The organism is Vibrio sp. 10N.222.55.C6 (genome assembly GCF_041473395.1).
GTDB classification, from domain to species: domain Bacteria; phylum Pseudomonadota; class Gammaproteobacteria; order Enterobacterales; family Vibrionaceae; genus Vibrio; species Vibrio crassostreae_C.
This window is the reverse complement of record NZ_JBFRSD010000028.1, coordinates 241376-267480: the sequence shown is the minus strand read 5'-3', so window position 1 is coordinate 267480 and position 26105 is coordinate 241376. Positions and strand designations below refer to the sequence as shown.

Annotated in this window: 22 protein-coding genes; 6 read left to right on the top strand and 16 right to left on the bottom strand. The window is 44.4% G+C overall.

Going from position 1 to position 26105, the window contains the following annotated elements; all coding sequences use genetic code 11:
* The first annotated feature begins 193 nt into the window (after positions 1–193).
* From AB4486_RS16845 to btsR, 3 genes are all read left to right on the top strand, one after another.
* A complete protein-coding gene (locus AB4486_RS16845) occupies positions 194–1684 on the top strand; it encodes a carbon starvation protein A (protein ID WP_372074523.1) in 1491 nt (496 codons plus the stop codon).
* Between the two features lie 261 nt (positions 1685–1945).
* Positions 1946–3616 carry a LytS/YhcK type 5TM receptor domain-containing protein gene (locus tag AB4486_RS16840; RefSeq protein ID WP_372117836.1) on the top strand — a complete coding sequence of 557 codons (1671 nt, stop codon included), beginning with the start codon at positions 1946–1948 and terminating at the stop codon, positions 3614–3616.
* Between the two features lie 105 nt (positions 3617–3721).
* Positions 3722–4453, top strand: coding sequence for a two-component system response regulator BtsR (gene btsR, locus AB4486_RS16835; RefSeq protein WP_055319044.1), 732 nt, complete (start codon positions 3722–3724; stop codon positions 4451–4453).
* A gap of 139 nt (positions 4454–4592) precedes the next feature.
* Here btsR and ispH read toward each other — a convergent pair whose 3' ends face one another.
* The 6 genes from ispH to murJ all read right to left on the bottom strand — a co-directional run bounded on the left by ispH (position 4593) and on the right by murJ (position 12472).
* Positions 4593–5549: a 4-hydroxy-3-methylbut-2-enyl diphosphate reductase gene (gene ispH, locus AB4486_RS16830; RefSeq protein ID WP_029235087.1), complete on the bottom strand. Its 957-nt coding sequence runs from the start codon at positions 5547–5549 to the stop codon at positions 4593–4595.
* A gap of 175 nt (positions 5550–5724) precedes the next feature.
* Positions 5725–6156 carry an FKBP-type peptidyl-prolyl cis-trans isomerase gene (gene fkpB, locus AB4486_RS16825; RefSeq protein ID WP_081090518.1) on the bottom strand — a complete coding sequence of 144 codons (432 nt, stop codon included), beginning with the start codon at positions 6154–6156 and terminating at the stop codon, positions 5725–5727.
* A gap of 149 nt (positions 6157–6305) precedes the next feature.
* Complete coding sequence (gene lspA, locus AB4486_RS16820; RefSeq protein WP_004739521.1) at positions 6306–6806, bottom strand: signal peptidase II; 501 nt, start codon at positions 6804–6806, stop codon at positions 6306–6308.
* 157 nt (positions 6807–6963) lie between these two features.
* On the bottom strand, positions 6964–9840 hold the full coding sequence (gene ileS / locus AB4486_RS16815) for an isoleucine--tRNA ligase (RefSeq protein WP_372117833.1): 2877 nt from the start codon (positions 9838–9840) through the stop codon (positions 6964–6966).
* Between the two features lie 63 nt (positions 9841–9903).
* Positions 9904–10839, bottom strand: coding sequence for a bifunctional riboflavin kinase/FAD synthetase (gene ribF / locus AB4486_RS16810; protein ID WP_017062867.1), 936 nt, complete (start codon positions 10837–10839; stop codon positions 9904–9906).
* Between the two features lie 70 nt (positions 10840–10909).
* A complete protein-coding gene (gene murJ, locus AB4486_RS16805; RefSeq protein ID WP_032545655.1) occupies positions 10910–12472 on the bottom strand; it encodes a murein biosynthesis integral membrane protein MurJ in 1563 nt (520 codons plus the stop codon).
* Between the two features lie 251 nt (positions 12473–12723).
* On the opposite strand from murJ, the gene rpsT reads away from it, so the two are divergent.
* Entirely contained in the window at positions 12724–12984 is a 261-nt protein-coding gene (gene rpsT / locus AB4486_RS16800) for a 30S ribosomal protein S20 (RefSeq protein ID WP_004739529.1), read from the top strand.
* 277 nt (positions 12985–13261) lie between these two features.
* On the opposite strand, the gene AB4486_RS16795 is transcribed toward rpsT, so the two are convergent.
* Positions 13262–13555 (bottom strand): metalloregulator ArsR/SmtB family transcription factor, encoded by a 294-nt coding sequence (locus AB4486_RS16795; protein WP_004735028.1) that lies wholly within the window; start codon positions 13553–13555, stop codon positions 13262–13264.
* Positions 13556–13655: 100 nt separating this feature from the next.
* The gene (gene nhaR, locus AB4486_RS16790) at positions 13656–14546 is read right to left on the bottom strand and encodes a transcriptional activator NhaR (RefSeq protein ID WP_017059341.1); all 891 of its coding nucleotides are present in this window, start codon (positions 14544–14546) and stop codon (positions 13656–13658) included.
* 389 nt (positions 14547–14935) lie between these two features.
* Between nhaR and AB4486_RS16785 the strand changes: the two genes are divergently transcribed.
* Positions 14936–16081: a Na/Pi symporter gene (locus AB4486_RS16785; RefSeq protein ID WP_372117830.1), complete on the top strand. Its 1146-nt coding sequence runs from the start codon at positions 14936–14938 to the stop codon at positions 16079–16081.
* A 555-nt stretch (positions 16082–16636) separates the two neighbouring features.
* On the opposite strand, the gene AB4486_RS16780 is transcribed toward AB4486_RS16785, so the two are convergent.
* Genes AB4486_RS16780 through rppH form a run of 5 tightly spaced genes read right to left on the bottom strand, consistent with a single transcriptional unit; the run spans position 16637 to position 21947 of the window.
* On the bottom strand, positions 16637–17488 hold the full coding sequence (locus AB4486_RS16780) for a thymidylate synthase (RefSeq protein ID WP_017059339.1): 852 nt from the start codon (positions 17486–17488) through the stop codon (positions 16637–16639).
* A gap of 9 nt (positions 17489–17497) precedes the next feature.
* Positions 17498–18319 carry a prolipoprotein diacylglyceryl transferase gene (gene lgt / locus AB4486_RS16775; RefSeq protein ID WP_017059338.1) on the bottom strand — a complete coding sequence of 274 codons (822 nt, stop codon included), beginning with the start codon at positions 18317–18319 and terminating at the stop codon, positions 17498–17500.
* Positions 18320–18376: 57 nt separating this feature from the next.
* On the bottom strand, positions 18377–19168 hold the full coding sequence (locus AB4486_RS16770) for a sulfite exporter TauE/SafE family protein (protein WP_017059337.1): 792 nt from the start codon (positions 19166–19168) through the stop codon (positions 18377–18379).
* 8 nt (positions 19169–19176) lie between these two features.
* Positions 19177–21426, bottom strand: a complete 2250-nt coding sequence (ptsP, locus tag AB4486_RS16765) for a phosphoenolpyruvate--protein phosphotransferase (protein WP_017059336.1) — start codon at positions 21424–21426, stop codon at positions 19177–19179.
* Positions 21427–21428: 2 nt separating this feature from the next.
* The gene (gene rppH, locus AB4486_RS16760) at positions 21429–21947 is read right to left on the bottom strand and encodes an RNA pyrophosphohydrolase (RefSeq protein ID WP_017059335.1); all 519 of its coding nucleotides are present in this window, start codon (positions 21945–21947) and stop codon (positions 21429–21431) included.
* 616 nt (positions 21948–22563) lie between these two features.
* Here rppH and mutH point away from each other — a divergent pair.
* Positions 22564–23229, top strand: coding sequence for a DNA mismatch repair endonuclease MutH (gene mutH, locus AB4486_RS16755; protein ID WP_102332791.1), 666 nt, complete (start codon positions 22564–22566; stop codon positions 23227–23229).
* A 68-nt stretch (positions 23230–23297) separates the two neighbouring features.
* Here the strand turns inward: mutH and AB4486_RS16750 are convergent, their stop codons facing one another.
* The 3 genes from AB4486_RS16750 to vpsR form a co-directional block, all read right to left on the bottom strand.
* Positions 23298–23609, bottom strand: coding sequence for a DUF6482 family protein (locus AB4486_RS16750; protein WP_004735016.1), 312 nt, complete (start codon positions 23607–23609; stop codon positions 23298–23300).
* A 214-nt stretch (positions 23610–23823) separates the two neighbouring features.
* Complete coding sequence (locus AB4486_RS16745) at positions 23824–24075, bottom strand: hypothetical protein (RefSeq protein WP_004735015.1); 252 nt, start codon at positions 24073–24075, stop codon at positions 23824–23826.
* A gap of 587 nt (positions 24076–24662) precedes the next feature.
* A complete protein-coding gene (gene vpsR, locus AB4486_RS16740; protein ID WP_372117827.1) occupies positions 24663–25997 on the bottom strand; it encodes a cyclic-di-GMP-binding transcriptional regulator VpsR in 1335 nt (444 codons plus the stop codon).
* Positions 25998–26105: the final 108 nt, after the last annotated feature.

Below are 26105 nucleotides of genomic sequence, written 5' to 3'. Positions count from 1 at the left end.
ACAACCTCTCTATAGAGCTAATAGGCCTCTCGATAGAAATATCGGCCACTCAGCACAGTGAACAAACCACTAAATCAGTTATAACACCGCTAAATTGGCTATTCGACCACTCACTCTCGTAGCGGAAGTTTCTTCTCATCGACTCCTTTAATATACACCCTGACTTAATTAATACATTCAGGGATAACAAATTATGATGTGGTTTCTTACCTGTGTCGCAGCACTCATTGGTGGCTACTTTATTTACGGTACCTTTATCGAGAAGATTTTCGGTATCAATGAAAAACGCCAAACACCTGCTCACACTAAGCAAGATGGCGTGGACTACGTTCCAATGTCGACACCAAAGGTTTACCTAGTTCAGCTGCTTAACATCGCAGGTGTAGGTCCAATCTTCGGCCCTATCATGGGTGCCCTTTATGGTCCAGCAGCAATGCTTTGGATCGTTCTAGGTTGTATCTTCGCAGGTGCAGTACACGACTACTTCTCAGGTATGTTATCTATCCGTAATGGCGGAGCTTCGGTTCCAACCATCACTGGACGTTACCTAGGCAATGGCGCAAAACACTTTATGAACATCTTTGCCATTGTTCTACTGCTTCTTGTTGGTGTGGTATTCGTATCTGCTCCAGCAGGTATGATCACTAACCTAGTGAACGACCAAACTGATTTCGCGATGTCTGCAACTACGATGGTTGTTATCATCTTTGCTTACTACATCATCGCAACGATTGTCCCTGTCGATAAAATCATTGGTCGCTTCTACCCACTGTTCGGTGCACTGCTTATCTTTATGTCTGTTGGCCTAATCACTGCGATTGGTCTATCTGACGAACACCAAATCATGGGGGGCTTTGAGATCAGCGACATGTTCACCAACATGAACCCGAATGACCTACCACTTTGGCCTGCTCTCTTCATCACTATCGCATGTGGTGCTATCTCTGGCTTCCACGCCACTCAGTCTCCTCTGATGGCGCGTTGTATGGAAAACGAGAAGAACGGTCGCTTCGTATTCTACGGCGCAATGATTGGTGAAGGCATCATCGCTCTAATCTGGTGTGCACTTGCTCTGTCTTTCTTCGGTTCGGTTGAGTCTCTGTCTGACGCAATTGCAAACGGCGGCCCAGGTAACGTAGTATACAGCGCTTCATTTGGTCTACTGGGTGTATTTGGCGGTATCCTTGCTTTCCTTGGCGTGGTTATCCTACCAATCACTTCTGGTGACACAGCGTTCCGTTCAAGCCGTCTTATCCTTGCTGAATACTTCAACATGGAACAGAAAACACTGCGTAACCGTCTACTAATGGCGTTACCACTGTTCGTTATCGGTGGCATCCTGACTCAAGTTGATTTCGGTATCATCTGGCGCTACTTCGGTTTTGCTAACCAATCAACAGCCGTAATGATGCTGTGGACAGCTTCAGCTTACCTACTTCGTCACAATAAACTGCACTGGGTAACAACGGTTCCAGCTGTGTTCATGACATCTGTGTGTATCACATTCATCCTGAACAACAGCCAACTGGGCTTCGGTCTACCAATGCAGCTTTCAACCATCATCGGCGTGGTGAGTGCATTCGGAATTGCGGCTTACGTTATCAAAATTTCAAAAGGCAAAGGCGATATCGACCTTGCTGATGAAGAAGAAAAAGAAGCAAAAGGCGTCACCAAAACCGCCTAGTTCTTTCAGACTCTTGAGAACAAGAGACACGTCTTCATAGAGAGACAAAAGAACAAGCCAAACACACTTCGCTTGCTCCCGTATCACCCAGTGATTCGTGGAAATTAAGACTAAAGCCCGTCCTCTGTGATGGGCTTTAGTGTTTTCAGGCGTTAGTGCTTTCGACTCTGGGAAGCGAATATAACCTACGAAAACACAAGCAAAGCTACCGTTACCAAGCAATGAGCTTTACACTTAACAAGCGTCTCAATAGGTGAAAATATGGAACTCATTCTCTCTCTGCTGCAACAAACCTGCGTCTACTTAGTGATTGCTTACATGCTGAGTAAAACCCCACTGATTCTCCCTTTGTTGAGCATCTCATCTCGCTTAAGCCATAAGATCAGCTGCTACGTTCTGTTTTCCCTGTTCTGCATTATGGGTACCTATTTCGGACTGCAGATCAATGATGCCATCGCCAACACGCGTGCGATGGGTGCGGTAATGGGAGGTCTGTTTGGCGGCCCTGTCGTTGGCTTTGCCGTCGGCTTTACTGGTGGAATTCACCGTTACTCATTAGGCGGCTTCACAGACTTGGCTTGTGCGATTTCAACCACAGCAGAAGGCTTGATTGGCGGCCTGTTACACGTTTATCTCGTGAGAAAGAACAAAGCCAGCCAACTGTTTAATCCGTTAGTGGTTTTCTCGGTAACCCTGTTTGCAGAGATCATTCAGATGCTGATTCTGCTGGCGGTCGCAAAACCCTTCGAACAATCCTATGCTCTGGTCTCCGATATTGCGGCGCCAATGATCATCGCTAACTCGGTCGGTGCAGCACTGTTCATGAGCATCATCCAAGACAGAAAAACCATCTTCGAAAAGTACTCGGCTACCTTCTCACGCCGCGCACTGACCATTGCCGAACGTTCGGTGGGTATTTTGCATGGTGGCTTCAATTCCGATAACGCACAAAAAATCGTACGTATCGTTTATGAAGAGACCAACGTAGGGGCGGTAGCGATTACCGACCGAGAGAAAATCCTCGCGTTCGTTGGTATTGGTGATGAACACCATATTCCGAACACCCCGATTTCATCGCAAAGCACGCTCACTTCGATGGAACAGAACGACATCATCTACCTTGATGGCAAAGAGAACCCATACCAATGCTCCTTGTCGCAGGATTGTAAATTGGGTTCTGCGTTGATTATTCCATTGCGCGCGGGTAACGAAGTGGTCGGCACCATCAAGCTCTATGAGCCAAAGCTGAAACTATTCTCAACTATCAATATGTCGATGGGTGAAGGTATCGCTCAACTATTATCGAGCCAGATCCTATTTAGCAACTACCAGCAGCAGCAAACGCTACTGACACAAGCAGAAATCAAACTGCTGCACGCTCAAGTGAACCCGCACTTCTTGTTCAATGCGCTTAATACTATCAGCGCAGTAACACGTCGTGACCCAGATAAAGCTCGAGAGTTGATTCAACACCTGTCTCACTTCTTTAGAAGCAACCTAAAGCAGAACATCAACACCGTGAAGCTCAAAGACGAACTGGCACACGTCAACGCTTACCTGACCATAGAGAAAGCACGCTTTACCGATCGACTAGAAGTGGAATGGGATATCGACCCGCAGTTATATGAATCTCAATTGCCGAGCTTTACCCTGCAACCGCTGGTAGAAAACGCCATCAAACATGGGATATCTAATATGTTGGAAGGTGGCACAGTAAAGATCTACAGCGAACCTTTCGGAGGTGGATTCAAACTGATCGTCGAAGACAATGCAGGCAACTATCAGAAACCATCTCAAGATCATGTCGGATTAGGTATGGAGATTGTTGATAAACGACTCACTAATTTCTTTGGACAAGACTCAGCACTAAAAATAGAATCTCAACCACAGCAATTTACTCGAATGAGCTTTATCATACCTATACTCAAATAATGGTATTTTCGGAGACGGATCGCTCCGAGTTGAAACATTTAGAAGCAGACATTTAAAAGATAAGCGTGAACCAAGCAGGGATAGAACCAAGATGAAGATTGTAGGATGTTAAAGGCACTAGTTATCGATGATGAGCTTTTTGCTCGCGAAGAGCTGATTGAGCTGCTGACCGAAACCGGAGAAGTGGAAGTCATTGGCCAAGCGAGTAATGCAATTGAAGGGCTAAAGCAAATCAACCTTCTCAAGCCTGACGTGGTGTATTTGGACATTCAAATGCCTCAGGTTACTGGGATTGAATTGCTGAGCATGCTTGACCCGGAAACCATGCCTTATGTGGTGTTTGTGACCGCCTACGATCAATATGCGATTCAAGCCTTTGAAGACAATGCCTTTGACTACCTACTCAAACCCGTCGAACCTTGTCGATTAAACAAGAGTGTTTGCCGTCTGAATAAGGTCATCAAGCAGAATCAGAAAGCGCCAGCACAAGACATCTCTGCGATTGCTCCCTGCCACTTAGAGCAGATTCCGTGTATTGGTCATAACCGCATTGTGATCATGGCAAGCCAAACGGTTGAATGCGCCTATTCTGATATCAGTGGCGTGCATGTTCGTAGCTCATCACAAACAGCAACCTCGCAACTAACGCTTAAGATCTTGGAAGAAAAGACCGATTTGATCCGCTGTCATCGACAGTATTTGATCAACATAAAATCGATCCAAGAGATCAAACTGCTAGAAAATGGATTAGCAGAGATCATTACCCTGACTGGCTTTGAAGTCCCGGTGAGTCGTCGTTATTTAAAGACTTTAAAAGAGCAACTCGGTCTCCAGTAACGCGTTAGAATTAGACGCCTTGTTCCAAAGCACGATCAAAAAAGCCAACGTATCAACGTTGGCTTCCTGCTGTTTACAAATCAATAGTGTTTGCAAATCGATAGTGTTACGCATCGATCTTGTCACCAATCAATAGAGATTAGTCGACTTGCTTAATCTGTAGCTCTTTTGGTACTTCAAAGAACATGTTCTCTTCACGACCTTGAATCTCTTCAACGTCAGTCGCACCTAGCTCACGAATACGATCTAGAATTTGGTTTACCAGCTCTTCAGGAGCAGAAGCACCGGCTGTTACACCGATTTTCTTTTTCCCTTCAACCCACTCGGTTTGAATGTCTTCAGGACAGTCAGTTAGGTAGCCTGGTGTGCCTAGTTTCTCAGCTAGCTCTTTTAGACGAGTTGAATTCGATGAGTTCTTAGAACCAACCACTATCACCACATCAACGTCATTCGCCATCTCACGCACAGCGTCTTGACGGTTTTGAGTCGCGTAGCAGATATCGTCCTTACGTGGACCTTGGATCTCAGGGAACACGCGACGTAGCTCTTCAATCACATCGGCTGTTTCATCAACTGATAGCGTTGTTTGGCTAACGTAGTGCAGGTTACTCGGGTCGTTCACTACTAGGTTCTGTACGTCTTCTGGCCTTTCAACCAAGTACATACCACCGGTTTGGCTAGCGTATTGACCCATGGTGCCTTCCACTTCAGGGTGGCCCGCGTGACCAATCAGTACCACTTCCATATGTTTGCGGCTCGCACGAGCAACCTCCATATGAACTTTAGTCACCAAAGGACACGTCGCATCAAATACCGTTAACTCACGCTCTTTCGCTTCTTTACGAACCGCTTGAGAAACACCGTGAGCCGAGAATATCACGATGTTGTCGTCTGGCACTTCACTCAGTTCTTCGACAAAAATAGCACCACGCTGCTTGAGCCCCTCAACAACAAAGCGGTTATGTACCACTTCATGGCGAACATAAATCGGTGGCTGATACATTTCAAGTGCACGCTCTACGATACTGATCGCACGATCGACACCGGCACAAAAGCCACGAGGGTTAGCTAACATTATTTTCATTTCATTGCTCATCATTTACCGCGGAACTAAGGTTGTTTCTATAGAGTTCGCCGTCAGCGAGGTTCGCATTCTACAGTGAAGCGTCTAGACAGTGAAGCTCTGGGTTACATCACAGCTGTAGGCGGTGCTACTCTAACGTTAAGATGGTTATTCTACCGTTAAGATAGCTACTCCACCGTAAAGATAATTATTCAACCGCTAAGATGTTGACATCGAAAGTAACGTCTTGACCTGCTAATGGGTGATTAAAATCAACCGTCACTGAATCACCTGCGATCTCAGTAATAATACCTGGAATTTCCATACCGTCAGGACCTGAAAATGCCATGATAGTGCCCACTTCAACTTCAGAGTCGCCAACAAACTTAGCACGATCCATATAGTGAATATGATCTGGGTTTGGCATACCAAACGCGTCTTCCGCCTTCAGTTCGATAGACTTTTCAGTGCCGGCTTCAAGTCCAAGTAAGCACGCTTCAAAGTTCTCACTTAGGCTGCCATCACCCATGACGAACTTCGCTGGTTTGCCCATGTTCTCCGTACTATCGGCAACTGAACCATCCTTCATTTTAATCGTAAAATGTAGAGTTACTGCTGAATCATTTTTAATTGCTGCCACGTTACTTTCCTTAGACTTCTTTATTATTTGAGGATGCGCTGTGCTTTGCTTCCTTGTTGACTGAAGCATAAAAAAAAGCGCCGTCGGAATCAACCGACAGCGCTTAGGGCTATTCTATTCTGTGAGTCATAGACTGACTTTGAAGCAAGCTATTTGCTTTCGTCTTTCTTACGGAAACCATCTAAGATGATCATCGCAGCACCGATACAGATTCCCATATCCGCTAAGTTAAATGCAGGCCAGTGGTAAGTGCCCCAGTAGAAGTCTAAGTAATCGACAACAAAGCCATGTACGACTCGGTCAAACACATTACCTACTGCACCACCAATGATGATCGCATAAGCAATGTTATTCCACTTCTCTGTTGCTGGTAGTTTGCTCATCCAGTACGTCAGCATACCTGTTACCGCAAATGCGATACCCGTAAATAACCAACGCTGCCAACCACTTTGGTCGCTCAAGAAGCTAAATGCTGCACCGTAGTTGTGAACATACAAAAAGTTAAAGAACGGCAGCACCTCAATACGGTTTGCCCAGCCATAACCCATGTTGTCCATGACAAAAAGTTTAATGCCGATATCTGCAAGGAAGACTAATAGAGCCAACCATAACCAACGCACACCAGATTGTTTTAACGAAACTTCACTCATTTCTATTCCTAGTATTTACGAAGTTGGTATTCATTGTTAGTCACTTTAAGTGACCTTGATTACCAACTTGGTTAAACACATTTCCTATAACTAAAAATAACCCCAGTTGATACTGGGGCTATGATTTTTACAAAAAGTTCAGTCTTTCTCTGAGCGGTTATGCGAATTTACGCACTTCGCCTTCACCGTCAATGTTCGACACACAACGACCACAAACTTTCTCGTGACCTTCGATAGTGCCTACATCTGGAGTGTGGTGCCAGCAACGGTCACACTTCTCAGCTTCAGTCGCCGCTACTTCAACGAATAGACCTTCAACGTCTGTCGCTTGAGCCGCATCAGACTTCTCGCTCAGTGGCTTAACAACCGCAGCAGAAGTGATAAGTACGAAACGTAGCTCATCTTCTAGCTTGTTGATTTTAGCCGCTAGTGCATCGTCAGCGTATAGAGTAACTTCAGCTTGCAGTGCACCACCGATCGTTTTCTCTTTACGAGCATCTTCAAGAAGCTTGTTCACTGCGCCACGAACAGACTGGATTTCAGTCCAGAATTCGTTGCTTAGCTCTTCGCCTTCTGCAAGACCAAATAGACCTTCGAACCACTCACCTGTGAATACGAACGTGTCGCGCTGCTCTCCAGTTGGTAAAGAGCTTGGCATTTCGTTCCAAATTTCATCTGCAGTGAACGACATGATAGGTGCCATCCAACGAACTAGAGCTTCTACGATGTAGTAAAGCGCAGTCTGACAGCTACGTTGAGCATGGCTGCCCTGCTTCGCTGTGTACTGACGGTCTTTGATTACGTCTAGGTAGAAAGAACCCATTTCGATAGAACAGAACTGCATTAGACGTTGAGTCACACCGTGAGTGTTGTACTCGCCGTATGCTTTAACAATCTCTTCTTGTGCAGCTTGAGCACGGCCAACAGCCCAGCGATCAAGTGCAACCATCTCTTCAGCAGGAACTAGGTCAGTTTCAGGGTTGAAACCGTTCAAGTTCGCTAGGAAGAAACGAGCCGTGTTACGAATACGACGGTAAGCATCCGCTGAACGCTTCAGGATTTCATCAGAAACCGCAACTTCACCCGTGTAGTCTGTAGAAGCAACCCATAGACGCAGGATATCTGCACCTAGCTTGTTGGTTACGTCTTTAGGAGCAACAACGTTACCGATAGATTTAGACATCTTACGGCCGTTACCATCCACTACGAAACCGTGCGTTAGTACTTGCTTGTACGGTGCTTCGTCTTTCATCGCGATAGATGAAATTAGAGAAGACTGGAACCAGCCACGGTGTTGGTCTGAACCTTCAAGGTAAAGATCAGCACTGTGAGTGCGCTCTTCGTTCGGGAAGTTGTACTCTTCACGAGAATCAACAACAGAGAAGTGCGTAACACCTGAGTCGAACCATACGTCTAGCGTATCCATTACTTTTTCGTACTTATCAGCGTCTTCTGCGCCCATAAGTTCAGCAGCGTCTACATCCCACCAAGCTTGAATGCCTTTCTCTTCAACTAGCTTCGCAACTTTTTCAATAAGCGCTGGGCTTTCTGGGTGAAGTTCTGCTGTTTCTTTATGAACAAACAAAGCAATTGGCACACCCCAAGTACGTTGACGAGAGATACACCACTCAGGACGACCTTCAACCATGCCTTCGATACGGCTTTGACCCCATTCAGGCAACCACTCAACACTCTTGATTGACTCTAGTGCTTTAGCACGTAGGCCAGCTTGATCCATAGAGATGAACCATTGTGGTGTTGCGCGGAAGATGATTGGAGTTTTGTGTCTCCAACAGTGTGGGTAGCTGTGCTCGTAAGCGTGGTGATGCAGAAGTGCACCTTTCTCTTTTAGAACTTCTAAAACAGAGTCGTTCGCTTTGAATACGTGCTGACCAGCAAATAGCTCTGTATCTGGCAGGTAAACGCCGTTAGAACCAACTGGGTTAGCGATTTCTAGGTTGTACTTTTTACCAACCACGAAATCTTCTTGACCGTGACCAGGCGCAGTGTGAACCACACCAGTACCTGAATCTGTTGTTACGTGATCGCCAAGAACTGCAGGAACAGTAAAGTCGTAGAACGGGTGGTTGAACTGAGAAAGCTCAAGATCAGCACCTGTAGCAAAACCAAGGTTGTGGAAGTGCTCGATACCTGCACGATCCATTACGTCTTTTGCTAGTTCAGAAGCAACAACGATACGTTGAGCAGGCTGGTCGCCATTCGCTTCAACTTGGATAAGCACGTATTCAAGATCATCACGTAGACATACTGCGCGGTTAGCAGGCAGAGTCCATGGTGTTGTTGTCCAGATAACGATAGAAATTTCGCCTTGACCCGCATGACCTTCAGCTAGAGTAAATTTCTCTAGAAGCGCCGCTTCGTCAGCTGCTGTAAATTTCACATCGATAGATGGAGAAACTTTATCTTTGTATTCAACTTCAGCTTCAGCCAGAGCAGAACCACAATCAGTACACCAGTGAACGGGTTTGAAACCTTTAAGAAGGTGACCTTTGTCTGCGATTTTGCCAAGAGAACGAATGATGTTCGCTTCTGTGCCAAAATCCATAGTGCGATAAGGTTTGTCCCACTCGCCCATGATGCCAAGACGTTTGAAGCTCTCTTTCTGACCTTCAACTTGACCCGCAGCGTACTTTCGACACTCTTCGCGGAATTCAGCCGCCGAAATCTTCTGACCAGGCTTACCTTTCTTCTTCTCAACCATTAGCTCGATTGGAAGACCGTGACAGTCCCAACCAGGGATGTACGGTGCATCAAAACCAGAAAGGGTCTTAGATTTGATAATAATGTCTTTAAGAATCTTATTCAGCGCGTGGCCAATGTGAATATCGCCGTTCGCGTATGGAGGGCCATCATGCAGTACGAAAGATTTTTTACCTTTCTTTGCCTTACGGATTTCGCCGTAAAGATCTTCTTTGTACCAACGCTTCAGCATTTCTGGCTCACGATTTGCCAGATTGCCGCGCATTGGGAACCCTGTTTCTGGTAAGTTCAGGGTATCTTTATAATCACTCATCGATTCTTAATTCCGTTATATTGGGCGAAGTTAGACATTATGTTAATCGGTGGAATCATCCGATTAATTCTTTAGCTGAAGCAGCCACACCCTTGCGGCTTCAGCATCCAATTCTATTTGATTCTTTAGTGCGTCGAACGATTCAAATTTTATCTCGTCGCGCAGTTTGTGCAAAAGTCGTACTTCTAACTGTTTACCATATAAATTGGCTTTAAAGTCAAAAAAATGCACTTCCAATTGCTGCCTTACCCCATTAACTGTTGGTCGTTGTCCAATATTAGCAACGCCACCGACAGGAACACCGTCGATATCCAAAGCTTCAACAACATACACTCCCGATACAGGAGAAACACAACGCTTTAATGGAATATTAGCGGTAGGGAAACCGATAGTTCTCCCTAGTTTTCGACCATGGGACACTCGACCACTAATACTGTAATCACGTCCTAACATGGTAGCACTTGCAGCCAAGTCATCGACCGCTAATGCATTTCGTATCTCAGTACTGCTTACTCGTAATTGGTTTAAGCAATAGCTTTGGGTGCTGACCACCTCAAAACCGTACTTCTCGCCCGCCTCTTTGAGCATAGCGAAATTACCGGTACGACCTTTACCAAAGCAAAAATCGTCACCAACCACCAAGAACTTCACACCAAGCTTATCAACCAAAAGATCCTTAATGAATGCTTCCGCGGATAAACTTGCAAAATACTGATTAAAATTAACACACAATAAGCGACTGATATCTAGCTTACTCAGTTGCACGTATTTGTCTCGTAAACGAGTTAAACGTGCTGGCGCTCTATCTCGGGCAAACAGCTCCATAGGCTGCGGTTCAAACGTCATAACAACAGAAGGTAGCCCTAATGCTGCAGCTTGTTTAGAAACCTGACTCAAAACCTCTTGATGTCCTAAATGAACACCATCGAAGTTACCTATGGTTAATACACAGCCATGATGCTGCGCTTTAATATTGTGTATACCTCGGATCAGTTCCATTATGATCAGCTAAAACCTGTTATTTGCATCATTTATTGTGTGAAACCGACGGATTATATACTAATCAGTATTAATCTGTCGCTGCTTTTAAATGTTTTACTCGGATACCTAAAATCAGTACCGAAACAATATAAACAAAGCCACCAAGTCCAATCAAGCCAGTTAATGTCAGCGCTCTCTGGCTAAAGCTCCATTCAAGCCAATGTTGCATATTATCCAGCTGCCATAAAATAGCCGCTACCATCACCACACCTGAGATAATTAATTTGGCACTGAACAACAAGGTTGTCTTAGTTAATTGATACACACCCGCAAGGTGCAATCCTCGATATAACAAGGCCATATTCACAAAGGCAGACAGTGCCGTCGCAATCGCCAAACCCACATAGCCATAAAAATAAGCAAAGATCGCGTTAAACACCATATTGGTCACCATAGCGATAATGCCGTACTTAACCGGTGTTTTGGTATCTTGGCGAGAGTAATAGCCCGGAGCTAAAACTTTAATCAGCATGAAATTAAGCAAGCCTGATGCGTAAGCTACCAATGACATCGATGCTTGCTGTACATCGTGTGGAGAGAACTCACCACGCATAAATAGCACCATCAACATGGGTTTAGCTAAAACGATAAGACCTAACATCGCAGGAATACCAAGCAGCAACACCATGCGCACGCCCCAATCCATGGTATGCGCGAACCCTTCCCCTTGAGCATCTACGTGTTTACGAGACAAAGCAGGAAGAATCACAGTCGCAATCGCGATACCGAATAAACCGAGAGGAAATTCAAGCAGTCGGTCTGAGTAGTACAACCAACTGATAGAGCCTGTTGCGAGGAAGCTGGCAATAAAGGTATCAAACAATAAGTTGATTTGGCTGACCGATACACCGAACAGAGCAGGGATCATTAATGTGCGGATCTTAACCACACCCGGGTCTCTCCATCCCCACTTCGGCTTAACCAACACACCCGCTTTGATCAAGAAAGGCATTTGGAAAAGGAATTGGACTAAGCCACCAAGAAACACACCAATAGCCAAACCAATTTCTGGTTGTTCTAAATTAGGTGAGATAAACCATGCAGCGCCTATGATCATCACGTTCAAGAACACAGGAGTAAAAGAAGAGACCGCAAATTTACCTAATGTATTAAGAATGGCACCAGATAAAGCGACGAAGGTGATAAACCATAAATAAGGAAAGGTAATCTTGAGCATAAAGCTCGCTAGCTCAAATTTGGGTGCTGATGGGCCATCATTTAGCCAGTCGATAAACCAACCCGCACCAAACATCGCGGTGATCACGCCAGAGCCCAATACCCCGATGACGGTGACAATAGAAACTAAAACCCCGAGCGTCCCCGACACCTTAGCAATTAAATCTCGTGTCTTATCTTTATCACCTGCGGCGTGATATTCCGTTAATACAGGAACAAACGCTTGAGAAAACGCACCTTCTGCAAAAAGTCGACGTAAGAAATTAGGAATTTTATTAGCGAAGAAAAATACGTCGGCACTCGCTCCTGCCCCCATCAAATTTGCTACTACTACATCACGTACTAGCCCCAATACACGGGAAACAAAAGTCATTGCGCTGACAATCAGGCCTGACTTTAATAGTCGTTTACTCACAGAAACCTCTGACACTGGTTGATTACTTTCAAGCGAGGATAAATACTATCCTGTCCTAAGAAGCATATTTATTAGCATTGGTCTAAAAATGCTGTTAGAATCCCCGCCATCTTAACCGCGATGACCTTTCCATACCAAAGTTTGTTTGGCTACGATTGGTTTTTGCACAAATCATTTGACAATTAAGCGCTAATGAGGGATAGTCCTCGCCCTTAAATTGTCACCGAACTAAGTTTTTGGGAGTTAGACCCTTGGCAAACAGTAAATCTGCTAAGAAGCGCGCTATCCAAGCTGAGAAACGTCGCCAGCACAATGCTAGCCGTCGTTCTATGATGCGCACTTACATGAAAAAGACTATCGCAGCTATCGCAGCTGGTGATAAAGAAGCTGCAACTGCTGCTCTTGTAGAAGTTACACCACTTCTTGACCGTATGGCGACTAAAGGCCTTATTCATAAGAATAAAGCTGCACGTCATAAGTCTCGTTTCGCTGCTGCAATCAAAGCTCTTTAATAGAAATTTGATTACAACGCAAAACGAAAAAAACCGGCCTAGGCCGGTTTTTTTATATCTAAATTTTGAGTAACGCTTTTATTTTACGTGCTAACAGCCGTTTTTCTGACCGATAAACAATTTAAGCAGATAGATAAAACAAACAATCAGAAAAATAAATAGAGAAGCAAATTGGTACGTAGATAGATAGGTAAACACTAACGTTCAATGTGAAATGCTAACACTTCCTTGTGTCATTCTATCGCTGATAAGAAATCCCCCTCCCACCAGCAATAAGCTACTTGCAGTAAATACCATGCAGTAGGTTAATCATCGCTTTTACTTCTTCACTACTCAATGTGTAATACACAGTTTGAGCTTCTTTGCGAGTTTCGACCAAACCATCTCTTCTCAACCAAGCAAGATGTTGAGATAAAGCAGACTGACTCAGTTCCAACTTGCCACACAACTCCCCAACCGACAGTTCAGTGCCATGTAATAGGCACAAAATCTGTAAGCGACGCTCGTTAGCCATGGCTTTGAGTAGAATCACAGCTTGTGCTGAGTTCTTCTCCATCTCTTTTAAGTTCATAGTTTGGCTCCCTACAACCTTTACGCCAACTACGGGCTATCAGTATTTCCGGCATATTGCGGAGTTATGATAATCGATATCAATTCATTAACAAACTATCTCACTCGAACAATTTGCTAAAATCTGCGTCACATACGTTTTTTACTGCTGGATGTTGGATCATCCTCTCAGCAAATATGACGTAGTACTCCTCTTTTAACTCTTCAATACCGCCTAATAGTTGCAGTGATGTGTCGTCTTCCACTTCAGACATATAAATCGTCGGTGCTAAAAATATTACGTCATGATGGTAACGAGCAAAAGCCTTCATCAATGCGGCATCATCAAACTCACCTAAAATATCTGGCTTAAGCCCTTGTCTATCAAACCATTGCAGCACTTTACGACCCATTGAGGTTCGGCTGCCAGGGATCAAAAGCTTTCTTTGCTCCAATACAGCAGGGAAATTAACCCCTTCAACCTGACCTGAACTAAAAAAGCTCATTCCACTCTCACCCAGCTTTTTACTGAACAGGCCCGGGCTTTGACTAGAGTCCACCGGACAGTCAGACAAAATCATATCGAGCTTATGTTGAGAGAGTTGCTCAAGTAGCATTTCATGGGTCGATTCAAAACAGCGCAAGTGAATGCTGTTATCTGGAGGGATGGTCGACATCAGTATCTTACTGACGAGTCTTTTAGAGAGCGCATCCGCGACGCCAACATCAAACAGAATATTGGAGTGCTGGCTGTAATTCACGATGTCCAGCATCTCGTAACTCAGGCCAAACATACGATCGGCATATTTAAAGACCAGTTGCCCAAGCTCTGTAGGCTCAACACTTCGGCCATTACGCTTGGTCAACTTGCCATCCATGCGTTCTTCTAAGGCTTTTATCTGCCCCGTTACCGTTTGTGGTGTTAGGAATAGGGCTTCTGCAGCTTTAGTAACAGAGCCTTGCTTGCAAACCATCCAGAAGTAATACAGATGGTTGTAGTTGAGATGCGACATAGATGTGCCGTAATAAAAGAGTAGATACCCTTTTATATCAAATATGACACCGCCACTCAACAAACTCGGAAAAACCTAACCAAACATAGATTTACCACTTATTTTTTCGAAGTGTCTGATTTCATAATGTAATATTTCATCGATTATTTTCAATTTTTTTCTAACTTTTAAGATCTATATCACCTATAGAATTTCCATTAAAAAACAATTTAAAACAACAACTTAAAACAACCACATTAGCAATTGGAATATTTAAAGAGTAAATCATCACAAAAAAGTCGCACCTAAACCAAAATGTAATATTACTGACATATTTCCCCTCTAACATCACGCTCAGATTAAACAAACAGACCAAACACAGACTTAAACGGTCCAATGGAGAAAACATTATGAACCAAGCTACTACTGCAGCAGCGCCTATCTCGAGCACTACTCGTTGGCTACGCTGGGCTAACTTGGCATTCATGCTTTACCTACTATTACTTTCAGTTTCAATGGTTGGTACAGGCTTCAAATGGGCAACAGGCGAGCAAGCAAAGGTTCTTTTCGAATTTGCTTCACACCCAGTTGCAGGCTTAATGATTGGTTTAGTAGCAACAGCGCTTATTCAATCATCAAGTACAGTTACTTCAATTATCGTTGGCCTTGTGGCAGGTGGTTTACCTGTTGAGCTAGCAATTCCTATGATCATGGGTGCTAACATTGGTACTACGGTAACCAATACGCTAGTTAGCCTTGGTCACGTTCGTTGTAAAGAAGAGTTCAAACGTGCATTCGCAAGTGCGACAATCCACGACTTCTTTAACCTATTAGCCGTTGCTATCTTCCTACCACTAGAGATGGCGTTTGGAATTCTAGAGAAAATTTCTCACTGGTTAGTATCACCGATGCTAGCAACAGGTGATATGAGCATGGGTGGTCTTAACTTCATCAAGCCAATCACTAAGCCTGTTGTAAGTGCGATTAAAGAACCACTATCAACGTTTGGCGACACTGTTGGCGGCATCATGCTTATCGCTCTAGGTATCGTAACTATCTTCGTAGCTATTACTGTAATGGGTAAGCTGATGAAGAGCCTAATGGTTGGTCGTGCTCGTGAGATTCTAAAGAACGCAATCGGTCGTGGTCCAATCCACGGTATCGCTTCTGGCTCTATCGTGACTATCCTTGTTCAGTCTTCTTCTACGACAACAAGCTTGATGGTTCCACTAGTAGGTTCAGGTGTTCTTAAAGTACGTGACGTTTACCCATTCACTCTGGGTGCAAACATCGGTACATGTATTACGGCTCTACTTGCAGCTACAGCAGTGTCTGGTGAGTTCGCAGTATTCGCACTACAAATTGCTCTAGTACACTTGGTGTTCAACATCATGTCAACGGTATTCATCTTCGGTATCCCGTTCCTACGTGAACTTCCAGTTAAAGCGGCAGACATGATTTCAGACATGGCTGTGAAGAACAAAGCTGTAGTGGCTGGTTACCTTGTTGCGGTATTCCTTGTACTGCCTGGTAGCGTGTTAGCTCTTACCGCTTAATAGCAAAATAAACATCGCTTATAGCAAAGCCCGCTACCTCCTAGGTTGCGGGCTTTTTCTTTTTAAGAGCAGATACGGGATTCGGGTAAACGAGTAACGAAGAGCTAAAATCAAATTCGAGATATGAGTAAGCTTGTGACAAGAGCTGAAACTGATACGATATAAGAGTAAATCGGTAAGGTAAGCATTACTCACCAAAGAAGTCCGTTCTAGCTCTTCGTATCCCGCATCTCGTTTACCCGCATCTATATATTTCCGTCATTCCCTACAGCGAGGAACGAGCGTGATAGGGAATCCCACAAACACACCACGAAAGAGACTCCCAACTCCTTCCTTCGTCAGTCTAGGGAATGATGAATCGAAAAAAGATTCGAGATGCGTGTAAGCGAGTATCGAAGAGAAAGAGCCAATGCGCGTTGAGAGTATACGAGTAACATAAAGCATCACACAGCATATGATTTCTCTGCTCTTCGAATCTCGATTACTCGTCACTGTAACTTAGATACAAAAAAGGCTGCACAGAGGCAGCCTTTCAATCAAACAAAGCGAGTGAGATTAAACCGAGAATGGGTACTTAATCGCTTCGTGGCATTCGTAACCTTCAACCCAGAAGTCATCCATCGTTACCCATGTTTCCAAATCTTCTAGAGACTTAATCTGAGGATTGATATGGAATGTTGGGCCAGCTAACGGCTCACGCTTTAACTGGATATCACGCATAGGTGCAAGTTGATCTTCGTAAATATGAGCATTTACTAGCTTATGGTAAGCCACGCCAGCTTTCTTACCCGTGATTTGCGCCATGATAGCTAGGAAGACATACACTTGAACCATGTTGAAGTTCAGGCCTAGGGGTACATCGCAAGAGCGCTGAGTGCTGTTTAGGTACAGAGTATCACCAAGTAGTGAGAAGTGATGGCTGTACATACACGGACGCAAACATCCCATGTGGAACTCACCTGGGTTGTAGAAGTTTAAGATCTCGCCGCGGTCATCAATACCGTTAGTTAGATCATCAACAATCTTCTTCAGTTGGTCGATATGACCGCCGTCAGGTTTTGCCCATGCACGTCCTTGAACGCCATAAACACGGCCCATGTCATCTTCACCCTTGCGGTAAGGGTTATTCAGCCATGCTTCATTCAGGTTAGAATTCGCATCCCAAGTTTTAGTCCCTAGCTTACGAAAATCTTCAGCATTGTCGTAACCACGGATATAGCCAAGCAGCTCAGCAACTGCGGCTTTCCAAAAACTCTTACGCGTTGTTACCAGTGGGAATTGGTTATTACCAACATCATATTCAAGGTCAGCATTGATCACGGTTAGGCAACGCTTGCCCGTGCGTTCATTTTCAATCCAAGTACCGTCATCAACGATACGCTGACAGAGATCTAAATACTGTTTCACACCAATTCCTTACTTCGTTTGTTGTGGTAATTCGTCTTTGTAGTGACCACGCTTGTATGCCCACACCATCATCAGCACACCGATGATAACCATTGGCAGTGACAAAATTTGTCCCATAGAGATAAACCCACCGAACAAACCTAGGTGAGCATCAGGTTCACGTACGTATTCTACTAAGAAGCGGAATGTACCATATCCAGCTAGGAATAACCCTGATACAGAACCAAGAGGACGCGGCTTTTTGATAAACCAGTTCAAGATGAAGAACAGCACGATACCTTCAAGCGCCATCTCGTAAAGTTGAGATGGGTGACGAGGAAGTGGACCACCGTTAGGGAACACAATCGCCCATGGCACATCAGTCACACGGCCCCAAAGCTCGCTGTTCATGAAGTTACCTAGACGGCCCATACCTAAACCAAATGGGACGAGTGGTGCAATCATGTCTGCCACGCCAAAGAAGGTGCGACCATTCTTTTTCGCATACCAGAACATTGCGGTGATAACACCCAGCAAGCCACCGTGGAAAGACATACCGCCAGTCCATACCTTAAATAGGTACAGTGGGTCTGCTAGGAAAAGGTCAAAGTTGTAGAAAAGTACGTAGCCAATACGACCACCCAACACCACACCTAGAAAGCCAGCAAACAGTAAGTCTGATACTTGCTCTCGAGTCCAACCACTACCCGGTTGATCAGCTCGGCGATTTGCTAACCAAAGAGCAAACATAAAACCGACAAGGTACATTAGGCCGTACCAACGAACTGAGATTGGTCCTAGTTCAATAAGAACAGGATCGATATTTGGGAATTCGATAAAACCCTGAGACATACTTGGCTCTCTATCTAAATTGATTAACGGTTAGCTCAATGACTAACAGAAAAGACACTACAGCAGCATTGTGGCTGCTATAAACATTAAAAATACCGCAAAGAATTTCTTCAGCACAGGGGTTGGCAATTGAGTGGCCAGTTTCGCACCCACTCGAGTGGTCAAAACTGAGGTACAAGATATCGCGATCAAAGCCGGTAGATAAACATAACCCAAGCTATACGCAGGAAGATCATCGACAGAAGATCCATGCCAAATAAAACCTAGCATTCCCGAAATCGCGATAACACAACCGCATACCGAAGATGAGCCGACGGCTTTACGCATTTCCACACCGTGATGGTTAAGGAAAGGTACCGATAAAGACCCACCGCCAATGCCCGCTAAGCTTGATACCAAACCAATCCCGCCGCCACACAACACGGTTTTAGCTGAACCCGGCATCGATTTTTGGCTCTTGGAGCGAATCGACAATAGCATTTGCAACGCCAACACCAAAACAATCACACCAAAGACTTTTGGTAAGTATTGAGCTGGAATTACATCGGCCACGAAAGAGCCGAGGAAGCCACCTATCACCACACCTGGCATCAACCATTTAACGACAAACATCTCTACGTTACCCAACTTTAGATGGTTAATCGCAGACGATCCCGACGTAACGATGATGGTTGATAGCGAAGTAGCCAATGCCATTTGCATCGCAAACTCTTGGGGGATACCCGCTTTAGGAAGCAAAAACAGTAAGGCAGGAACAACCAGCAAACCACCACCAATGCCTAGCAAGCCTGCTAAAACACCAACAATAGCACCAAGGCCCGCTAACAAGCCTATCAGTTCATATGACACGTTAAATCCTATTTTTTACCTGCTCGAATGAAGCCTGTAAATTCACGCTCTTCGAAATAGTTCAGCATCATACTATAGATGTCACTACCATACGGTTTTGAAAGTGCCTTATTTGCCAAATCCTGTAATTCAGCCAAGTTCGATTGACGAATCAAATATTTGGTTCTTGCGACATTCGAGGTATTCATACTTAACGTCTCATACCCCAATCCAATCAATAGCAGCGCGCCCATCGGGTCACCGGCTAACTCGCCACAAATACAAACAGGTAATTGATATTGCTTACAAGTATCATGAATTTGTTTTAATGCCATGATCACCGCAGGGTGCATTGATTCATAGACATCGGATACTCGTGAATTGTTCCGATCAACCGCTAATAAATATTGGGTTAAGTCGTTGGTACCGACTGAAACAAAGTCGACCTTATGCGCAATCAGCGGCAGTATGTACAGCATGGATGGCACTTCAATCATGATACCAACGCGAGGCATACGCACTCGGTTATCAAGCTCATGCACTTCATCATACGCTTGTTCAATCAACTGTAGCGCGTCATCCAACTCCTGTGCACCAGAGATCATCGGCAGCAAAATACTCAAGTTATGGCTTTCACAGCTCGCACGTAGCATGGCACGTAACTGAATAATAAAGATGTCAGGATGATCGAGCGTAAACCGAATACCACGCCAACCAAGGAATGGATTGTCCTCTTCGATAGGAAAATACGGTAAGGCCTTATCACCACCGATATCGAGTGTACGCATCACCACTTGTTTCTCTGGGTAGCTTGCCAGTACAGAACGATACTGCTTGAATTGTTCATCCTCTGACGGGAATCTTTGCTGCAACAAGAAAGAAATTTCAGTTCGATACAGCCCTACGCCATCAACGCCTTGGTTGATAGCGATGTTAGTGTCTGCACTTAAACCCGCATTAAGCAGAATCTCGACTTGCTTGTTGTCTTGCGTTTTTGCCGGTAGGTACAGCTCGCGATTGACCATAGAGGAGAGCTCACTCTCTTCTAGAATCAGCCCTCGATACTCTTTGAGCAGGCTTTTAGTCGGCTCAATAAAGATCTCACCGCTATACCCATCAACAATCGCTCGCTTGCCATTAGCTTGAGCTAGGTTGAGGTTTACCCCCATGACGGAAGGTATGCCAAGCGCTCGAGATAAAATCGCTGCGTGCGAGTTCGCCGCCCCTTCCAAGGAAATCACCGCTAAGAGCTTTTCTTTGGGAATAGACGCTAATACCGAAGCGGTTAACTCACGAACCACTAGGATAATCGGCTTATCTAACGTGCGAAGTTCATGTTCAGAGTTGTGGAGGAAATAGAGCAGCCTTTGTCCGAGCTCTCGGATGTCTTGTGCTCTCTCACGAAGATACACGTCCGACATACGAGCAAAGCGATTAGAATAACTCTCTACAACCTGTCTTAGTGCCCAATCGGCTTTATCGCCTTTCTGGATTTGGCTTTTTAGATCCTTACGCAGCATAGGATCGTTGAGTAAGTGAGTAAACAGGTCAAAGATCGCCAACGCATCTTTATTGATTTCGCTATCTAAGCGCTTTCGCATGCGCTTAAAGTCATTGAGGGCGTTTTCAACCGCTACCGCCAACAACTCATGCTCTCTCTCTATATTGAGCGTCGAAGCAGGATAAACATCGGTGAGTTCAGGCTGAGTGTTGTCCCACCATAAGTCACCAATCGCCACGCCCGATGAAGCTGCAATACCTTTAGTAGCCGGTAGCTTCTGTTGCTCTAACAGCCAATGGCCTTGAGTTTGGGCGTGCGCCACAATAACGGCAAGTTGTGCAGAGAGCGTGACAAGGAAGGATTCTTCCATCTCACTAAATAAACGTGGGGTCTTCTGTTGAATGACCAATACACCGAGCACTTGTTTGCGGTGGATAATCGGAGTACCGAGAAAAGAGTGATAGACGTTTTCTCCAAGCTCTGGAAAAAACTTATAAGCAGGGTGAGCAGACGCTTGTGCAAGGTTGATAGGTTCAGCACTTCTTTTAACAAGGCCAACCAGACCTTCGTCAAAACCAATGTGAATGCTATTGCCTTTGAAGATCAGGCCTTGAGTTGCCATCAACTCAAGGCGCTGCATATCATTATTTGCCAAATACACGGTGCAACATTCCGTCTGCATCGCACTGCATGTCTCTTTAACCAAAATATCAAGAGCCGTCGACACATCTTCAACTCTTGATACGTGTTCAACTATTTCCCTTAGTTGACTGAGCATGCTTAACCTCTACGCAATTTGCGCTTTCCTTTTATTTTTCGCTCTTTAAACGGCATTGCTAAAGATGCGAACTCTTTCATCGCTCGACGGTAAACATCTCGCTTGAAAGAAACAACTTGTCGAACTGGGTACCAGTAACTCACCCAACGCCAACCATCAAACTCAGGTGTACTTCCACGCTGCATATTGATATGCGATTCATCGCAATCTAAGCGCAAAAGGAACCACTTCTGTTTTTGTCCAATACAGACAGGTTTAGAATCCCACCGAACCAGTCGTTTGGGTAGCTTGTAGCGTAACCAATGACGACTTGTCGCGACGATCTTTACATCCTTTTTAGTAAGGCCAACCTCTTCATACAACTCGCGGTACATTGCCTGTTCCGGAGTCTCACCTTCATCTATTCCCCCTTGAGGGAATTGCCATGAATGTTGCCCGTATCGTTTAGCCCAGAAGACCTGACCATGGTTGTTACAGATTACAATACCAACATTTAATCGGTAACCATCGCCATCTATCACTGGCCAACCTCTATCTAAATTTTTAATTACTCTGATTTTTCCACATATCCCCAATCGGAGCAAACTTAGTGACGTGATAAGCGCTATATTTATGAATAATAACTAGGAATATGGATAAGTTTTGCTCAAATTCTAGTTACCCACACAATAGTGAGACATAGACCACATTTATTCACCTTTTCTGTGAATAACTATGTGAAGAATTACCCGCAATCGTTTTTTTTAATCCATAGATTCATCAACACCAAAAACAACAAATCAGTCAAAATAATTTTATTATTATATAAATCAGTAGATTAAAATAACATTCTAGTTTTAAAAAACATTAGAAATGTAAAAGATCTTTCAGAAACCTGACATGGTTAAAGATCAACCACTCCGATGTTTATCCACACTACTAAGTGAAAGATTCATTTTGAACCCCATTTGGCAAGCATTTTATCCACCATAAACCCCTGTTTATTTATCCACTAAATTAATATTTCAATTAATTACCTTTATGTCCTGTGGATAACCCTGAATTTGATCCCTTCTCTCGCAAGGAGATCATTTCTTAACCAGTCGTCATTTGGTGATAACTTCTGATAAAATCATTTTTTTGATCATGCCTTTTATTATGAAACCAGAACCACAAACACAACAAGAGCTGTTAGAGCGCGCGTATGCCATCGCCGGAATGACCTTTAAAGAGCTCGCTGACGAAGCTGAGATGGTGATGCCAAACGACCTTAAGCGTGATAAAGGCTGGGTTGGGCAGCTATTGGAATGGCACTTGGGTGCACCTGCAGGCAGTAAGCCAGAACAAGATTTTGCCAAGCTCGGTATCGAGCTAAAAAGCATTCCGATTAGCTACTCTGGCAAGCCACTCGAAACCACCTTTGTGTGTGTTGCTCCTTTGATGGGTGTGCAAGGCATAACTTGGGAAACCAGCCACGTTCGAAACAAGCTGTCTAAGGTGTTGTGGATCCCTGTCGAGGGAGAAAGAGAGATCCCGCTAGCAGAGAGGCATGTAGGATCCCCTTTGCTATGGACACCAAGCGAGGCTGAAAACGAGCTTCTAAAAAGGGATTGGGAAGAACTGATGGAATTGATCGTGTTAGGCAATGTTGAACAAATAACAGCAAGGCACGGTGAAGCGCTGCATCTACGACCAAAAGCCGCCAACAGCCGAGTGTTAACGGAAGCCTACGGTGCAAGTGGAAAGCCCATCAAGACTAAACCGCGTGGTTTTTACCTAAGAACTCAATTCACCCACAAATTGCTGACGACACACTACGCATAGGTCGCTTAACGCACTTCAAAGATAGGATGATCAGTGTGTTATCAACCGTCGGTAGTAAGAAACGAGTTCTAATGAGGTTTGAGCGCCAGTTCAATATCACAGTAGCTTTGGCTTGGCTCATTACCAAACTCATCATAGGCGTTGTGTAAGCGAAGATACGCCTTTTCAAAGCCGAGCCGGAGTAACTCTTCTTTCACTTGATCCAAGGATCCAAAGTGAAGCGGCTCACCGTCTTGCTTTACCGGTTCTAGCTTGTGTTTATATTCCACTGCTAATAGATATTCCGAGATATCGGAACAGCCAATAACGTATACCTTTGGTGTTTGATACGAGTCTTTGTGCTCTCCATGTAACCACATGTCTAATTGATGCTTTTGCATAGCCAGCCTCCCTTGCTCTATAAAGCGTAGTAGAACTCTTTTTCTTTACTAGATAACGACTTAAAAAAGCACACATAACGGCTTAAAAAAGCAAAAAAGAGAAGCAAGTGCTTCTCTTTTTTGGCCAGTTCTAGTTCAAAAGCTTGCACTTCCGACGCCACAACTATCGCTGATATTTATCTTAAGGGGTGAAAGGCGCTATCACCCCACAAGATTACGTCGGTATTCGCGCGCTTAAGACTCGACGAAGGTGACGAACTCGACGTTCAATCGTAACGACTTCAGGTTCAGAAAAACCAATTGGTCGACCATCGGCTTCAAGGCCAATATCTCTCAATAAATGAGTATTGTTCCATGGTAGATCGTATGAACTACGACGAACTTTTCGTTGCCATTCACGTTCTTCACGACGAAGGTCTGCACGGATAAGGACTGTTGCTAGTTTTAAGTATACTGAGTGACGCATAATAACTCTCCAGTTGTAAAATAAACTGAGGAAAAATAGCGTGTTAAATAGTATGAGGGCTTCTCACTTAGCTGCTATTTTTCCGCAGCCAAATAAGGGTACGGATCTATTAGTTAGGTTTATCTTGGGTGTTTCGATCGGCCATGGCTGATGTTTGTGACATAACAGTCACCATGTCAGAACACGGATCAAACGAAGCGCAAATATGCTGTATAAAATCGAAATGTTTCATTTGCGCCTCCAAGCTAACTAAGAAATCCAAAAAGAAATGGGGTAGTGAAAGCAGACAAGTCTTTGTTAAAACGCTGCTTTCACGGTTAAAGTCTAACCAAGTGAGTATATTATTCAACCGCTAATTGGCTCACATTTTTAAAACAATGCATTCACCTGGAATATCAGTTGCATATTCATTTATATATAAGATATTCACTATTATTATATAAGATCACAGAACATATCTCTTAGTGACCTAGGGGGCATCTCTCAATTGTTCGAATGTGAACACAGCGACTAACAACAAAAAGAGCCACGCATGATGCGTCGCTCTTAAATTTACACTAACAGATTGAATCACTTAGCAAAGAATTCTAAATAACGCCCTCAGAAATAAGGCTGTGTTTATTCAATAAACGGTACATCGTTGCTCGTGATACTCTGAGCTCCTTAGCAGCCAACGAGACCTGTCCACCGTAAGATTCCAATACAATCAACAATGCATCGCGCTCTGAACGCTCACGAATGCTTTTCAAACTGCGACGTTCATCATTCTGTTTTGGTAAATCCAGTTGGTGATCCTCAATGATCACAGCATCAGACATCAACACAACACGCTTAATCTGATTCATCAGCTCACGCACATTTCCAGGCCAATGGTATCGATTCATAGAACGGATAGCATCGTCTGAGAAGCTCTTCGCTTGAGCATTAAACTCTTTCGAGTACTCACGCAGAAAATGATTCGCCAGTACTGAAATATCGCTCACACGTTCTTTTAAGCTTGGAACATGAATACGCAGAACATTGATATAGTGATAAAGCTCTTCATTGAAGTCGCCCTCGATCAACGCCTTCTCGATATCAGAGGAGTTCGCGGCCAGAATACGCACATCGACAGATTTAGGTCCATTCGCAGTTTCAATCTTACCTTCTTGTAGAAAGCGCAACAGGTTCAGTTGTTGATTGCGTGGCATCGCTAAAACATCATTAAGCAAGATGGTTCCGCCATCGGCTTCTTCCAACATACAAGGCGCAGTCGCTGACTGTGCTGATATGCCAAACACCTCGGCCTCTATTCTCATTTCAGACAAGGCACGACAGTTAACCGTTAAAAATGGTTTCTGTGCTCGCGACGAATTTTGATGAATCGAGCGTGCAATCGTCTCTTTACCAGCCCCACTCTCGCCATAAATCAAGATACTGACATCAGTCGGCCCAATACGCTTTACTTGGTCTCTCAAGCGCTTCACGGCCACAGAATCGCCTAGCAGTCCCATGTTGTTATTGATGCCGTAGTTTGGCCATACCTTCTGCTCAAGCTTAAGCATACCCAGTTGGTGACCAATGGTACTCAGCAATTGAGCATCTGGGATTGGTGCCGTGAAAAAGTCGATACAGAAGTTGACGATAAACTGGCAGATCGTATCAGAGCTTAATTGAGATTCACGGATAAAGGCGAGCCATCTCACCTGCTTGTTATTGCTCACAAGGTTAGCAATACCGTTGAGACTGAACTCATCATGACTAAGATCGACAATACCAATACATGGGCCAATATCAGCAATCAAGGCATCGGCTTTTCGTAAATCTGCACACTGGGTACACTGCCAACCCACTTGTTCTAACACTGATAACCAGGGTTCGTACGCACCACCAACGACGATAAGAGAACCTGGTAAGGAATCCATCTTAAATTGAGTTCCCATCCTTCTTCCTTGTTCTATTTTTATTTAAATCAGACTAATACGAGTCACTGCTTCATCGTTCGACAAAATGCCGCGAGAGCGTATTCAGCGCAGAGACGTATAGTAGTG

What these genes read in the sequence shown, in the direction of transcription:
- AB4486_RS16845 (WP_372074523.1), top strand. Translation starts at nt 194, where the DNA reads ATGATGTGGTTTCTTACCTGTGTCGCAGCACTCATTGGTGGCTACTTT.
- AB4486_RS16840 (WP_372117836.1), top strand. Translation starts at nt 1,946, where the DNA reads ATGGAACTCATTCTCTCTCTGCTGCAACAAACCTGCGTCTACTTAGTG.
- btsR (WP_055319044.1), top strand. Translation starts at nt 3,722, where the DNA reads ATGTTAAAGGCACTAGTTATCGATGATGAGCTTTTTGCTCGCGAAGAG.
- ispH (WP_029235087.1), bottom strand. Translation starts at nt 5,549, where the DNA reads ATGAGCAATGAAATGAAAATAATGTTAGCTAACCCTCGTGGCTTTTGT.
- lspA (WP_004739521.1), bottom strand. Translation starts at nt 6,806, where the DNA reads ATGAGTGAAGTTTCGTTAAAACAATCTGGTGTGCGTTGGTTATGGTTG.
- ileS (WP_372117833.1), bottom strand. Translation starts at nt 9,840, where the DNA reads ATGAGTGATTATAAAGATACCCTGAACTTACCAGAAACAGGGTTCCCA.
- ribF (WP_017062867.1), bottom strand. Translation starts at nt 10,839, where the DNA reads ATGGAACTGATCCGAGGTATACACAATATTAAAGCGCAGCATCATGGC.
- AB4486_RS16795 (WP_004735028.1), bottom strand. Translation starts at nt 13,555, where the DNA reads ATGAACTTAAAAGAGATGGAGAAGAACTCAGCACAAGCTGTGATTCTA.
- nhaR (WP_017059341.1), bottom strand. Translation starts at nt 14,546, where the DNA reads ATGTCGCATCTCAACTACAACCATCTGTATTACTTCTGGATGGTTTGC.
- AB4486_RS16785 (WP_372117830.1), top strand. Translation starts at nt 14,936, where the DNA reads ATGAACCAAGCTACTACTGCAGCAGCGCCTATCTCGAGCACTACTCGT.
- lgt (WP_017059338.1), bottom strand. Translation starts at nt 18,319, where the DNA reads ATGTCTCAGGGTTTTATCGAATTCCCAAATATCGATCCTGTTCTTATT.
- ptsP (WP_017059336.1), bottom strand. Translation starts at nt 21,426, where the DNA reads ATGCTCAGTCAACTAAGGGAAATAGTTGAACACGTATCAAGAGTTGAA.
- mutH (WP_102332791.1), top strand. Translation starts at nt 22,564, where the DNA reads ATGAAACCAGAACCACAAACACAACAAGAGCTGTTAGAGCGCGCGTAT.
- AB4486_RS16750 (WP_004735016.1), bottom strand. Translation starts at nt 23,609, where the DNA reads ATGCAAAAGCATCAATTAGACATGTGGTTACATGGAGAGCACAAAGAC.
- AB4486_RS16745 (WP_004735015.1), bottom strand. Translation starts at nt 24,075, where the DNA reads ATGCGTCACTCAGTATACTTAAAACTAGCAACAGTCCTTATCCGTGCA.
- vpsR (WP_372117827.1), bottom strand. Translation starts at nt 25,997, where the DNA reads ATGGGAACTCAATTTAAGATGGATTCCTTACCAGGTTCTCTTATCGTC.